Origin of the sequence: Cytobacillus stercorigallinarum (assembly GCF_014836495.1) — a bacterium.
In the GTDB taxonomy this organism is placed as follows: domain Bacteria; phylum Bacillota; class Bacilli; order Bacillales; family Cytobacillaceae; genus Cytobacillus; species Cytobacillus stercorigallinarum.
This window is the reverse complement of sequence record NZ_JACSQT010000002.1, coordinates 379,182-393,484: the sequence shown is the minus strand read 5'-3', so window position 1 is coordinate 393,484 and position 14,303 is coordinate 379,182. Positions and strand designations below refer to the sequence as shown.

Below are 14,303 nucleotides of genomic sequence, written 5' to 3'. Positions count from 1 at the left end.
ATCATTCAAGTACTTATAAATCAGGTGATAAAATGGCGAAAAAAAAGAAACGTAAAACGCGAAAAAAGCAACAAGTGAGACAAACTTTAAAATATGAATTAACTGCCCTTGTGATGCTCGCATTAGCCGTGATTGCTATAGCGAAATTAGGCGCAGTAGGTGGAGCAATCGTACTCTTTTTCCGGTTTTTTACCGGAGAATGGTACATGCTTTGTTTAATTGGATTAGTCATATATGCAGGCTTTTTAATGTGGAAAAGAGAGAGACCTGATCTCTTTCATATGAAATTAGTGGGCTTATACTTCATCATTAGTGCACTTCTTTTATTAAGTCATGTAATGTTATTTGAATTACTCTCAAATGGGGGAGCATTTACCGATCCAAGTGTAATAATGAATACATGGCGTCTCTATTGGAGTGAGGTGACGAATCAGGCGAGCACTTCAGACTTAGGTGGGGGCATGATTGGAGCATTAATGTTTGCCGTTTTCTATTATTTATTTGATGAAGCCGGCTCAAAAATTATTGCATTCCTTTTGATCATCGTAGGAATTATATTAATTACGGGAAAAACTTTTGGTCCAGCGGTGGGAGATATGACCATTTCATTTGCTCAATTTCTAAAAAAACAATGGCTGGCCTTTGTTGAAGATGTAAAAGGTTGGATAAGTAAGAAAAATAAACGCAATGCGAAACCTCGTACAAGAAGAAGTAAAGAAAACCAAGAAGAGCCGGCAATAACGATTCATAACAATTCAGAAGAAGTGGATAAAGACAACACACCAGAAGAACCAATTATTTCTAGTTTTTCTCAAAATGCTTATGACCAAGAGCAAGATGTTACGGTGCCGATCCAAGGGATAAGTGAGAGTCAACCGGAGGAAGAAGAGCAACAAGATGAGACTGTACCGCCGATTACTTTTACAGAAGTGGAAAATAAAGATTATAAACTACCACCAATGAAATTATTAAAGGCACCTAATCATACCGATCAAAGTGGTGAATATAAACTCATACATGATAATGCAGCAAAGCTTGAGAGAACCTTCCAAAGCTTTGGTGTCAAAGCTAAAGTAACCCAAGTCCATCTTGGACCGGCAGTAACCAAATATGAAGTGCATCCTGATGTAGGTGTGAAAGTAAGTAAAATTGTTAGCTTAAGTGATGACTTAGCACTTGCTTTAGCAGCAAAAGATATTCGGATTGAAGCACCAATTCCAGGGAAGTCAGCTATTGGGATAGAGGTACCGAATTCTGAAGTAGCGATGGTTTCCTTAAGAGAAGTCATTGAACCTAAAGGTAAAGATCGCAATGATTCAAAACTATTAATCGGTTTAGGAAGAGATATTACTGGCGAAGCTGTCACAGCAGAGTTGAATAAAATGCCGCATTTGCTCGTTGCGGGAGCGACTGGCAGTGGGAAAAGTGTTTGTATTAATGGTATTATTACTAGTATTTTAATGAGAGCGAAACCTCATGAAGTAAAATTAATGATGATTGACCCCAAAATGGTAGAACTTAATGTGTATAATGGGGTTCCGCATCTATTAGCGCCAGTTGTGACAAACGCTAAAAAAGCTTCTCAAGCATTGAAAAAGGTTGTAAGCGAAATGGAGAGAAGATATGAATTATTCTCCCATACAGGCACAAGGAATATAGAAGGTTATAATGAATATATTAAAAGGCAAAATAAATTAGAGGAAGCTAAGCAGCCCCTACTCCCTTACATTGTTGTTATTGTTGATGAGTTAGCGGATTTAATGATGGTTGCTTCATCGGATGTTGAGGATGCAATCACTAGATTAGCTCAAATGGCTAGGGCAGCTGGTATTCATCTTATCATTGCCACTCAACGCCCTTCAGTCGATGTCATTACCGGGGTGATTAAAGCAAATATTCCATCAAGAATTGCGTTTGCTGTTTCTTCTATGACGGATTCACGGACGATTTTAGACATGGGCGGGGCAGAGAAGTTATTAGGAAGAGGCGATATGTTATTTATGCCAGTCGGGGCATCAAAACCTATTCGGGTACAAGGTGCATTTTTATCAGATGATGAAGTAGAAGAAATTGTTGATTTTGTCATTGGGCAGCAAAAAGCGCAATATCAAGAAGAAATGATTCCCGATGATTTACCAGATGCACAAACAAGTGAAGTGGATGACAAGCTATATGATGAAGCAGTTGAGCTTGTCATTGAAATGCAAACAGCTTCTGTTTCGATGCTGCAAAGAAGGTTCCGTATCGGTTATACGCGAGCAGCGAGACTAATTGATGAAATGGAATTACGGGGGATCGTTGGGCCTTATGAGGGAAGTAAACCAAGAACAGTACTCGTCAGCCAAAGTGTCGATGAGGCATCTTCTTAAAAATATATTTTCCACACAGCTTTAGTCAACAATTGAAAGAAAGTATGTACAAAGAATAGGTTAATATTTATTATAAATATGACCTATTCTTTTTTAGAGGTTTCTATTTTAGTAGCAATTGGTTTTAACATAAGAGGCCTATAAATAAAGAGAAATAAATAAATAAAACTCTTTGAGACATCAACTACGAGTCAACAAATGTGAAAAATATTCACTTTTTTCACTATCTTTTTCGACATTTTTTGAAAAATATGTTTCTTTATATTTAGAAAAATGTTATATTATTTTCGATTAGTAGAGATGATTGAACATCAGATGTCTGATGTCTTGAGATTTTTGATTTGGAGGAGCACAGCATGTCTATTAAGTCAGATAGCCGCCATTTGTATTTACAAGTGATTGATCGTTTGAAGCAAGATATTGATAAAGGTATTTATAAAGAGAGAGAAAAATTACCTTCTGAATTTGATCTTGCGAAACAATTAGGTGTCAGTCGTGCGACGTTAAGAGAGGCGTTAAGAATATTAGAAGAAGAAAATGTCATTATTCGTAGGCACGGTGTAGGCACGTTTGTAAATACAAAGCCGTTATTTACATCAGGAATTGAACAGTTAAATAGTATCACTAATATGATTACCCAAGCAGGAATGCAACCTGGGACTATATTCCTTAGCTCAGAGACGCAATGTCCGAGCGAGGAAGATACCAGACTTTTTTCCTGTTCAGCAGATGAAGAAATCTTAGTAGTAGAACGGGTAAGAACAGCAAATGGTGAACCTGTAGTTCATTGCTTGGATAAAATGTTGGCGAAGCATATTCCAGACTCTATCTCTTGGGAAAAAGAATCTATTTTCGAAAATTTGGAAGAAAAAACAGGCAGAAGAATTACATATGCGGTCTCTGAAATTGAACCGATTGGTTATCATGAGAAGGTCTCACCTATTTTAGACTGTAGTCCTGAGACAGCTCTACTTGTTCTTAAGCAAATGCATTACACTGAACAAGACGAGCCATTACTTCTCTCGGTTAACTATTTTAGAGCAGACAAGTTTAGCTTCCATGTTCTTAGAAAACGGATTAACTAATCAATCATTTACAACTACTAATGTAAACCAATTCCTTAAGGGGGAGCAAAATGAAAAAACGTAAACTTGGATTTGTACTTTCTTTTGCACTAGCGGCAGGTACCATTTTAGGAGCATGTGGTTCTTCAGAAGAAAACGAAAAAGGATCAAGTTCAGAAGGCAACAAAGAAGAGTCCTTCACGCTTGCAATGGTAACAGATGTTGGTGGAGTAGATGATAAATCATTTAACCAATCTGCATGGGAAGGGATTAAAGCTTTTGGTGAGGAAAATGGTTTAGAAGAAGGTAAAGGTGGATACACTTACCTTCAATCCCAATCTGATGCTGATTATGCAACAAATTTAAATAACTTAACTCGTCAAAAATTCGATTTAGTGTTTGGTGTTGGAGCAATGATGCATGATGCAATTGCTGAAATAGCCAAGCAACAAAAAGATAGTCAATTTTCAATTATTGATTCAGAAGTAGAGGCAGAAAATGTCGCTAGCATTATGTTTAAAGAACAAGAGTCAGGTTTCTTAGCTGGTGTGGTTGCTGCCAATGCAACTAAAGGGGATACAGTAGGTTTTATTGGCGGGATGGAACTTCCTGTTATTGAACGTTTTGAAGCAGGGTTTATTGCAGGTGTTAGAGCTGTAAATCCAGATATTAAAGTAGAAAGCAATTACTCAGGCGCATTTGACAAAGCAGAGCTTGGGCAATCGATTGCATCTAAGATGTATTCTTCTGGCATTGATGTAATCTTCCATGCTGCTGGTGGAACGGGTAATGGATTATTTAAAGAAGCACGTGACTTAAAAGAAAAAGATTCAGAAAGAGAACTTTGGGCAATTGGTGTTGACGCAGACCAATCAGCAGAAGGGGTAGTCGGGGATCATAATATTATCCTTACATCTGCTATGAAACGTGTAGACGTTGCTGTACAAGACATCGCAACTAAAGCACAAGATGGGAATTTCCCTGGTGGCGAAACAACGGTTTACGGTTTAAATGAAGATGGTGTGACTTTGGCACCAATCAACGAAGAGTTTGCTGGCAAAGCGGAAGTTGAAACACAAGTAAACGAGTGGATTGAAAAAATTAAGAGTGGAGAGGTTACTCCTCCTGAATCAGTAGAAGAAGCGAAGGAATTTACTGCAGAGTAATGAGGAAAGGAATAAGGGACTTAAAATCTCTTATTCCTTTTTAACTTAAAAGTTTAATTGAAAAGGATAATAGCATACAAATGATCCTTTTCAATTAGGTTTTTAAAAATAAGCCTAAAATTTCATAAATGGATGATAAATCAATAATAAATAAAAAAGTGAGGTCTGACCTCTAACTACATAAGGGTAAGGAGTGGAGATGGTGGAATATGTTATTGAAATGCTCAATATTCGTAAAGAGTTTCCGGGTATTGTAGCGAATAATAATATCACACTTCAAGTAAAACCAGGAGAAATTCATGCGCTCCTCGGAGAAAATGGTGCAGGAAAATCAACGTTAATGAATGTTTTATTCGGTCTTTATCAACCTGAAAAAGGGGAGATTAAAGTCAGAGGTAACAGTGAAAAAATCACCAATCCAAATGTCGCGAATGAACTAGGTATTGGGATGGTTCATCAACATTTCATGTTAGTTGATAAATTCACTGTAACAGAAAACATAATTTTAGGGAAAGAAATCACTTCGAAAGGAAAAATTGATTTAAAAGAAGCAGAAAAAGTAGTTAGCGATATTTCGCATAAATATGGTTTATCTGTTGATCCAAAAGCAAAAATTGCAGATATTTCTGTAGGTATGCAACAGCGAGTTGAGATTTTAAAAACACTTTATCGAGGGGCAGATATTTTAATATTCGATGAGCCTACTGCGGTGCTAACCCCACAGGAGATTGCAGAACTTATCCAAATAATGGGTAAGTTGATTAAAGAAGGTAAATCTATCATTCTGATTACACATAAACTTAAAGAAATTATGGAAGTATGTGACCGAGTAACGGTCATTCGCAAAGGTGAGGGAATTGGAACGCTGAATGTATCTGAAACGAATCCTGATGAATTAGCAAGCTTAATGGTTGGTAGGGAAGTGACGTTTACAACTGAAAAAACAGAAGCTAAACCGGAAGAAGCGTCATTAGAAATACAATCACTTACAGTTAAAGATTCTCGCAATATCACTGTAGTTGATAATTTAAACTTAACAGTCAGAAAAGGGGAAATTGTCGGTATTGCAGGGGTAGATGGGAATGGACAAACAGAATTGGTAGAAGCAATTGCTGGATTAAGAAAAGTAGAAAATGGGTCAATTTTATTAAACAATAAAGAAATAACAAAATTAACTACTAGAAAAGTAACTGAATCTGGCATTGGACATATACCGCAAGATCGCCATAAACATGGTTTAGTATTAGATTTTACAATTGGTGAAAATATGGTGCTACAAACCTATTACCAACAGCCTTATTCCAAATCAGGCATGATGAATAAGAAAGCGATTTATGAAAAAGCAACTAGATTAATAGAAGAATATGATGTCCGAACACCTAGTGAATATACACCAGCTCGCGCGCTTTCTGGAGGTAATCAGCAAAAAGCGATTATCGGCAGAGAAGTAGATCGTAATCCGGATTTGTTAATTGCTTCACAACCGACGAGGGGGCTTGACGTGGGTGCAATTGAATTCATCCATCGTAAGTTAATTGACCAAAGAGATCAAGGCAAAGCCGTGCTCTTAGTTTCTTTTGAAATGGACGAAATCATGAATGTGAGTGACCGTATTGCTGTTATCTTTGAAGGGAAAATCATTGCAATGGTTGATCCAAAGGAGACGTCAGAGCAAGAGTTGGGCTTATTAATGGCTGGTTCAACAAAGAAAAAGGCAGGTGATGGAAATGTCTAACCGTATGCAAAATATATTAATACCGATCATTGCTGTCCTACTTGGCATCATTGTCGGGACTATTTTAATGATTGTAACAGGTTATGATGCCGTTGCTGGGTTTATTGCTCTTTGGAATGGCGCATTTGGTGATGTTTATTTTTTAGGTGAAACAATTAGGCAAATCATCCCCTATATATTAGCCGGCCTTGCAGTCGCATTTGCTTTTAAAACAGGCCTTTTCAACATCGGAGTTGAAGGTCAATTAATAGTAGGTTGGTTAGCTGCTGTTTGGGTAGGTGTAGCTTTTGAACTACCAAAAATCATCCATTTACCTTTAGCTGTGCTAGCCGCTGCTTTAGCGGGTGCGTTTTGGGCCTTTATTCCTGGTTTTTTGAAAGCGCAATATCGTGTTCATGAAGTAATAGTCACGATTATGTTGAATTATACAGCACTTCATATTACGAACTATATTATTCGAACTAAATTGTCAGAAGGTAGCGATAGTTCAGATCCAATTGCTGAGACAGCAAGTCTTCGTTCACCTTTATTAGAATCCTTAACAGATTACTCTCGTATGCACTGGGGAATCGTTATTGCCATTATTGCTGTTATTATTATGTGGTTTATTTTAGAAAAAACAACGAGAGGATTTGAGTTGAAGGCTGTTGGCTTAAATCAACATGCATCAAATTATGCAGGGATGAACGTCAAAAAGAATATTATTCTTTCCATGGTGATATCCGGAGTGTTTGCTGGATTAGCTGGTGCTATGGAGGGGCTTGGGACTTTCGGATATGCTGCTGTGAAAAGTGGGTTTACCGGAGTCGGTTTTGATGGTATCGCTGTTGCTTTATTAGGTGCGAATTCACCGATAGGGATTGTTTTGGCGGCGATTCTTTTCGGAAGCTTGAAGGTTGGTGCGCTCAATATGCCACTAGAAGCAGGCGTTCCGAACGAGTTGGTTGATATTATTATTGCTTTAATTGTATTCTTTGTGGCTTCAAGTTATATGATTCGATTACTCATAAGAAAGATTAATAAGAAGGGGGTGAAGTAAGTGGGTTTCATGGAAATATTAATGATTATTGTGCCAACTACTTTACTTTGGGCAGCACCCCTTATTTTCACCGCGTTAGGTGGCACTTTCTCAGAACGTTCAGGTGTAATTAATATTGGATTAGAAGGATTAATGGTGATTGGTGCTTTTACAGCAATTGTCTTCAATTTATCATTTGCTGATACATTAGGTGCATGGACACCGTGGGTTTCGCTACTAGTAGCCATGCTAGCTGGAGTCATTTTTTCAGCTATTCATGCGGTCGCATCCATAACCTTTAGAGCGGATCAAACCGTTTCTGGTGTCGCAATAAATCTGTTGGCGGTAGGTGTTACCTTATTTCTAGTTAAATTTATTTATGGTAAAGGGCAAACAGATATCATTCAAGAGAGCTTCAGTAAAATAGATATTCCGCTCTTAAGTGATATCCCGTTTATTGGTCCAATATTCTTTTCTAATACGTATTACACTTCGTTTGTCGCAATCATTTTCGCTGTGGTTGCTTGGTATGTGATTTATAAGACAAAATTTGGTCTCAGATTACGGTCTGTTGGTGAACATCCAATGGCCGCAGATACAATGGGGATTAATGTGACGAAAATGCGCTATTATGGTGTACTACTATCAGGTGCGCTAGGTGGTATAGGTGGTGGTGTATATGCCCAAGCGATTTCTTCTGATTTTGGTCATGCGACAATTAGTGGACAAGGATTTATGGCATTAGCTGCAATGATATTTGGCAAATGGCATCCGTTAGGAGCAATGGGCGCAGCGATATTCTTTGGTTTTGCCCAAAGTTTGAGTATTATTGGTTCTAGCTTACCGCTATTAGAGAATATCCCGAATGTATATCTACTTGTTGCACCATATGTATTAACAATTATTGCACTCACTGGATTTATTGGTAGAGCAGATGCGCCTAAAGCATCTGGTATACCTTATGTAAAAGGAAATAGATAAATAAGTAAAAGTCTCGGGTTTGAACCTGAGACTTTTATTTTACGTATTCTTCCTAAAAGATGTCTGCAAGATTAGCATAGGATAGGTGTTAACGTATATAATAGAAAATATTGTTTTCTTTTCATACATATACTAAAAAGATGACAAAATAGGAAGAAGTGTGCTCCAAGTATTGTTTTTTAGGTAAAAGGAATAAGGAGGTTTATTAATGAATATTACAACAGAAACGGTTAAAGCCATTGATGGTGTGAAGCTTCATCAAATTAAAACAGATAAATATAAAACGAATACGATTGTTTGGAAAATGAAAGCGCCTCTAAGTAAAGATACTGTCACACTAAGAGCTTTATTACCGCATGTATTAGAAAGTAGTAGTGCAGCTTACCCTACAACGGCTAAGCTGAGGGCATACTTAGATGAGCTTTATGGCGCATCCTTGTATGTGGATTTATCAAAAAAAGGGGAATACCACATTATTTCTATGACCATTGAAATGGCAAATGAAAAATTTCTATCTGACCAGACCCCATTACTTAGAAAAGCTTTTGAATTACTTTCGGAGTTATTGCTACGTCCATTATCAAATAATGGAGCTTTTGACCGAGAGGTGGTTGAGAGTGAAAAAAGGACTTTAAAGCAGCGGATACAAGCTGTTAATGATGATAAAATGAGATATGCTAATTTACGCCTTGTACAAGAAATGTGTAAAGATGAAGCCTATGCTCTCCATGTTCATGGTGAATTAGACGATTTACCATTAATTACAGAATCGTCCCTTTATCAGTATTACGAAAGGGCTCTAGCTGAAGATGAGCTTGATTTGTATATGATTGGTGATATAGATACGAATGAAGTTGAACAATATGTTCGTGAATTACTACCTTTTAAAAATCGTCCTGTTAAAGAAGCTTCTTTAATAAGAGGAAACGATTCGATTGAACCAGAAACGATTAAGGAAGAGCAGGATGTGAAGCAAGCAAAATTAAATATTGGCTATCGTACCGGTATCAATTATGGTGACCCTGAGTATAGTGCTTTGCAAATATTCAACGGAATTTTTGGTGGGTTTTCGCATTCAAAATTGTTTATTAATGTGAGAGAAAAAGCTTCTCTAGCCTATTATGTTGCCAGTCGGTTGGAAAGTCATAAAGGTTTGTTAATGGTGATGTCTGGAATTGATAATAGCAGCTATGGGCAAGCAACTTCCATTATTGAAGAACAATTAGAGGAAATGCGGAAGGGTACCTTTACAGAAGAGGAAATTACGCAGACAAAAGCGGTTATTCAAAACCAAATGTTAGAAACAATGGATACGGCAAGAGGCGTTGCAGAAGTGCTCTATCATAACATCGTTTCTCAAAAGAAAATGGACTTAACCCAATGGATGAATGGGATGGAGGCCGTAATAAAAGAAGACATCATAACTGTAGCTAAAAAAGTTCAGCTTGATACAATTTACTTTCTTCATGGAAAAGAGGTGCAAAAATAATGGAACAAATCGCATTTGATCAACTGCAAGAAAAACTTTATTATGAAAAAATGGCCAATGGTCTAGATGTATATGTCCTACCGAAACATGGTTTTAATAAGACTTTTGCAACATTTACGACAAAATACGGCTCGATCGATAATCATTTTGTCCCACTTGATAAAAATGGGCCAGTTAAAGTACCAGACGGAATCGCCCATTTCTTAGAGCATAAAATGTTTGAAAAAGAAGATGGAGATGTGTTTCAACAATTTAGTCGGCAAGGTGCATCTGCTAATGCATTTACTTCATTTACTAGAACAGCCTATCTTTTTTCAAGTACTTCAAACGTGCAAGAGAATTTAACAACTTTGATTGACTTTGTCCAAGATCCTTATTTTACTAAGGAAACGGTAGAAAAAGAGAAAGGTATTATCGGACAAGAGATTACAATGTATGATGATAATCCCGACTGGCGTCTATATTATGGTCTAATAGCAAATCTATATCATCATCACCCAGTGAAAATTGATATTGCGGGAACAATTGCAAGTATTTCTGACATTACGAAGGATATGTTGTATGAATGTTATCATACCTTTTATCATCCAAGTAATATGCTACTTTTTGTCGTTGGTCCAGTTGAACCAGAAGAAATTATTGCTCAAGTAAGGAAAAATCAGGATAGTAAAAATTATAGTGAACAGCCTTCTATCGAAAGAATTTTTGATCAAGAGCCACAAACGGTTGCTGAAAAGTTAAGTACATTAAGAATGAATGTACAAACTCCGAAATGTATGGTCGGCATTAAAACTAATGATGCGAGCCAACAAGGGGCTGAGATGCTTAAAAAAGAATTAAGCCTAAATGTTATGTTAGACTTGTTGTTTGGTAAAAGTACACAACATTACAACGATCTCTATCGTGAAGGTTTAATTGATGATACTTTCTCTTACGATTATTCCCAAGAATCTGGATTTGGTTTTGCGATGATTGGTGGAGATACAAGTGACCCAAATAAACTTGCTGAGAAAGTGAAAGAGATTTTATTGCAGTCTACAAATGGTTCAAATTGGGATGAAGCGGCACTTCAACGCTCAATCAAGAAGAAAATTGGAGGGTTTTTAAGGGCACTTAACTCCCCTGAATATATAGCCAATCAATTTACTCGTTATTCATTCAATGATATGGATCTCTTTCAAATTGTTCCTATTTTAGAAAATCTGACATTGGATGATATTAATCAATCTGCCAAAGAATTAATTTCTGAAGAAAGAATGTCTGTATGTCAAGTGTTACCAAAATAATTGATGCTAGCCCGTTTATAGATGGGCTAGCTTGATTTATGTATTAGTTTTTTGGAGGAAAGCAATGAAAAAATTTGTATTAATAACGGGAGCTAGTGGAGATATTGGCGGAGCAATTGCGCAGGTATTAGCGAAAGAAGGTTATTCCCTTTATTTGCATTATCACAAAAATCAATTACGCATTGAGCAGTTAATGACAACATTGAATACTTATGGCGGGGAATATATCGCTATTTCTGCAGATTTAACTTCTCCTGAAGGATATCAAAAAATTGTTGAAAATATTTTTTCCGTTGACGCAATAATCCATTGTAGTGGTCAGGCTTCTTACGGTCTATTAACAGATATGAATGAGGTCGATATCCAACATTTAATGAACGTACACGTCTTAAATCCGATTTTATTAACGAGAGCATTAATGCCAAAACTTGTAGCAAAACAGCAAGGAAATATCCAGTTTATTTCTTCGATATGGGGACAAACAGGCTCTGCATGTGAAACAGTCTATTCCGCTGTTAAAGGGGCTCAGATTAGCTTTGTAAAGGCATTAAGTAAAGAAGTGGCTTATAATGGCATCCGTGTGAATGCAATTGCACCAGGTGCCATTGAGTCGAAGATGATGGCATCTTTTAACGAAATAGAAGTGGAAGATATTAAGAATGATATCCCGATCGGTAGATTAGGTCATCCAAATGAAGTTGCTCAAGCGTGTGCCTTTTTATTATCTGACGCCTCTTCTTATATAACTGGTCAAACCATAAGCGTCAATGGCGGATGGTATACATAAGAATGAATAATTTATTTCACCTCGTTGCATGATAATATTGTACGTTTTAATATTTTGCATTTGCACCATCTAGCTGTTGAGGCAAATGTCTATAACGAGGAGGAAATACAATGTCTGTACTAGATAATTGGCAACAATGGAAAGATTTTTTAGGTGAGCGTTTAGAACAAGGTCAAGAGCAAGGGATGAACCAATCTACAGTTAGCGAAATTGCTTATCAAATTGGAGATTATCTTGCTGGTTCAGTAGAGCCTAAAAACGACCAAGAAAAAATTCTTGCTGATCTTTGGTCTGTCGCAAGTGAGGAAGAACAACATGCGATTGCTAATTTAGTGGTGAAATTAGTTCAAAAATAATTAGCGAGTAAGGGAAAAGCAATAGAGGTGTACATGCCTTTAATTGCTTTTTTCTTATTTTATATATATTTTTACGTGGGAAAAGGATTTTCCTTTCATATTAGTGGAAAATCATATATTATAGTACCTAGATTTAATTAAAAATAAATTAATATTGTGATGAAATTATGTAAATAAGATTATCTGGAACTGTAGGCGAATAAGGAGTGTTTTAGGTGGAGAAAAAAGAATGGTATTTCGAATATGAAATCCAAAAAAACAGACCTGGATTACTCGGAGATATTTCATCATTGTTAGGGATGCTTTCCATTAACATTATTACCATTAATGGAGTTGATCAAGGTAGACGTGGAATGCTGATTCTTGCTAAAGATGATGACCAAATCGTTCGATTGGAATCAATATTAAAGACAATGGATACGATTAAGCTCATTAAACTAAGAGAGCCAAAGCTTCGTGATCGGCTGGCTGTGAGACATGGGAGATACATACAGAGAGACGCAGATGATAAGAAGACTTTTCGATTTGTCAGAGATGAGCTCGGTCTTTTAGTAGACTTTATGGCAGAATTATTTAAGAAGGAAGGCCATAAATTAATTGGTATTCGTGGCATGCCTAGGGTGGGGAAAACAGAATCCATTGTGGCATCAAGTGTTTGTGCGAATAAGCGTTGGCTGTTTGTTTCGTCAACGCTACTTAAACAAACGATTCGCAATCAATTAATTGAAGATGAGTATAGCGATGATAATTTATTTATCATTGATGGAATTGTCTCGACAAAAAGAGCAAATGAACGTCATTGGCAACTTGTGAGAGAAATAATGAGACTTCCAGCTATTAAAGTAATCGAACATCCTGATGTTTTCGTGCAAAATTCAGAATATACTTTGGATGATTTTGATTATATTATCGAACTTCGTCACGACCATGATGAAGATATTGTCTATGATGTAGTCGAGCGTAACAATCATAATATGTTCTCCGACACAGGCTTCGGAGGTTTTGATTTTTAGTAATGTTGGAAGGTGTTAGTTTTGACAGAATTAGGTAGTCGTTTAAAAGAAGCTCGTTTACAAAAAGGAATGTCTCTTGATGAGTTACAGACAGTTACAAAAATACAGAAGAGATATTTAATCGGCATAGAAGAAGGTAATTATCGAATCATGCCGGGTAAGTTTTATGTGCGGGCTTTCATTAAACAATATGCAGAGGCAGTAGGCTTAAATCATGAAGAGTTGTTAGATGAGTATAAAAGTGAAATTCCAGCAACAACCAATGAAGATATTCCAGAGAAACTTTCTCGTGTACAAACAAGTAAGAATATTTCTCCTTCAACTTCAAAGCTTTTAGATGTTTTACCAAAAGTTTTAATTATTGTCTTTATCATTGGTGTTCTTGCCGTCATTTATTATTTTGTTGAAAATAGCGCATCAGATAGTGATAAGCAATTAAATGAAGACAATAATAACCCAGGTGCAATTGTTGAAAATAATATGCCTAAAGATGAGAAACAGAACGAAGATGCTGCACCTGAGGAAGATAAAGAAGATGCACCAGATGAAAAAGCAGAAGAGGAGAAACCTGTTCAAGAGATAAGTGTACAAGAATCCTCTGGTAAAAACACTGTATATGAATTGAAAAATACGGATACATTTATATTAACTTTATCAGCTGAAGGAAAAAGCTGGGTGAGAGTGGCTAGCGCTACCAATGAAACCTTCTACGAAGAAACAATGGAAGAAGGCGTTGAAAAAGAGTTAGATTTAACAGATCAAAAAGAAGTACAAGTAATCATTGGCAATACAACTGCTACTGAAATTAAAATCAATGATAAAAAGCTTGAATATGAAGTTTCACCATCAGAGTATGTAAACCAAAACATTACGATCCGTTTTACATCGCTTGGCGAATAGTCATCAACCATTGATGACTATTTTCGTGTTTAGCCCCTGAGGTGGGAGGTATAGTATGAATGCTAACATTGCACTTTAGGCTTTATTGCTTTTTTTTGATAAAATATGATCATCCCACCCAGGGAAGAATTACATAATT

Annotated in this window: 12 protein-coding genes; all 12 read left to right on the top strand. The window is 36.6% G+C overall.

Annotated features, from left to right (window positions below; translation table 11 throughout):
• Positions 1-32: 32 nt before the first annotated feature.
• The 12 genes from H9655_RS06465 (at position 33) to H9655_RS06410 (ending at position 14,164) form a co-directional block, all read left to right on the top strand.
• Entirely contained in the window at positions 33-2,369 is a 2,337-nt protein-coding gene (locus H9655_RS06465; RefSeq protein WP_191812121.1) for a DNA translocase FtsK, read from the top strand.
• A 356-nt stretch (positions 2,370-2,725) separates the two neighbouring features.
• Positions 2,726-3,454, top strand: coding sequence for a GntR family transcriptional regulator (locus tag H9655_RS06460; protein ID WP_191812119.1), 729 nt, complete (start codon positions 2,726-2,728; stop codon positions 3,452-3,454).
• Positions 3,455-3,504: 50 nt separating this feature from the next.
• Entirely contained in the window at positions 3,505-4,599 is a 1,095-nt protein-coding gene (locus H9655_RS06455) for a BMP family lipoprotein (RefSeq protein WP_191812117.1), read from the top strand.
• A gap of 202 nt (positions 4,600-4,801) precedes the next feature.
• Positions 4,802-6,334, top strand: coding sequence for an ABC transporter ATP-binding protein (locus H9655_RS06450; RefSeq protein WP_191812115.1), 1,533 nt, complete (start codon positions 4,802-4,804; stop codon positions 6,332-6,334).
• On the top strand, positions 6,327-7,373 hold the full coding sequence (locus H9655_RS06445) for an ABC transporter permease (protein ID WP_191812113.1): 1,047 nt from the start codon (positions 6,327-6,329) through the stop codon (positions 7,371-7,373). Before H9655_RS06450 ends, H9655_RS06445 begins: the two co-directional genes overlap by 8 nt.
• A complete protein-coding gene (locus tag H9655_RS06440; RefSeq protein WP_191812111.1) occupies positions 7,374-8,333 on the top strand; it encodes an ABC transporter permease in 960 nt (319 codons plus the stop codon).
• 208 nt (positions 8,334-8,541) lie between these two features.
• A complete protein-coding gene (yfmF, locus tag H9655_RS06435; RefSeq protein ID WP_191812109.1) occupies positions 8,542-9,822 on the top strand; it encodes an EF-P 5-aminopentanol modification-associated protein YfmF in 1,281 nt (426 codons plus the stop codon).
• A complete protein-coding gene (gene yfmH, locus H9655_RS06430; RefSeq protein ID WP_191812107.1) occupies positions 9,822-11,108 on the top strand; it encodes an EF-P 5-aminopentanol modification-associated protein YfmH in 1,287 nt (428 codons plus the stop codon). The genes yfmF and yfmH overlap by 1 nt, the downstream gene beginning before the upstream one ends.
• Before the next feature lie 64 nt (positions 11,109-11,172).
• Positions 11,173-11,895 (top strand): elongation factor P 5-aminopentanone reductase, encoded by a 723-nt coding sequence (gene ymfI, locus H9655_RS06425; protein WP_191812104.1) that lies wholly within the window; start codon positions 11,173-11,175, stop codon positions 11,893-11,895.
• A 110-nt stretch (positions 11,896-12,005) separates the two neighbouring features.
• Positions 12,006-12,251: a DUF3243 domain-containing protein gene (locus H9655_RS06420; RefSeq protein WP_191812102.1), complete on the top strand. Its 246-nt coding sequence runs from the start codon at positions 12,006-12,008 to the stop codon at positions 12,249-12,251.
• A 215-nt stretch (positions 12,252-12,466) separates the two neighbouring features.
• Positions 12,467-13,264 carry a DUF3388 domain-containing protein gene (locus H9655_RS06415; RefSeq protein ID WP_095369465.1) on the top strand — a complete coding sequence of 266 codons (798 nt, stop codon included), beginning with the start codon at positions 12,467-12,469 and terminating at the stop codon, positions 13,262-13,264.
• Positions 13,265-13,276: 12 nt separating this feature from the next.
• Complete coding sequence (locus H9655_RS06410; protein WP_318245451.1) at positions 13,277-14,164, top strand: helix-turn-helix domain-containing protein; 888 nt, start codon at positions 13,277-13,279, stop codon at positions 14,162-14,164.
• The last annotated feature ends 139 nt before the right edge of the window (positions 14,165-14,303 follow it).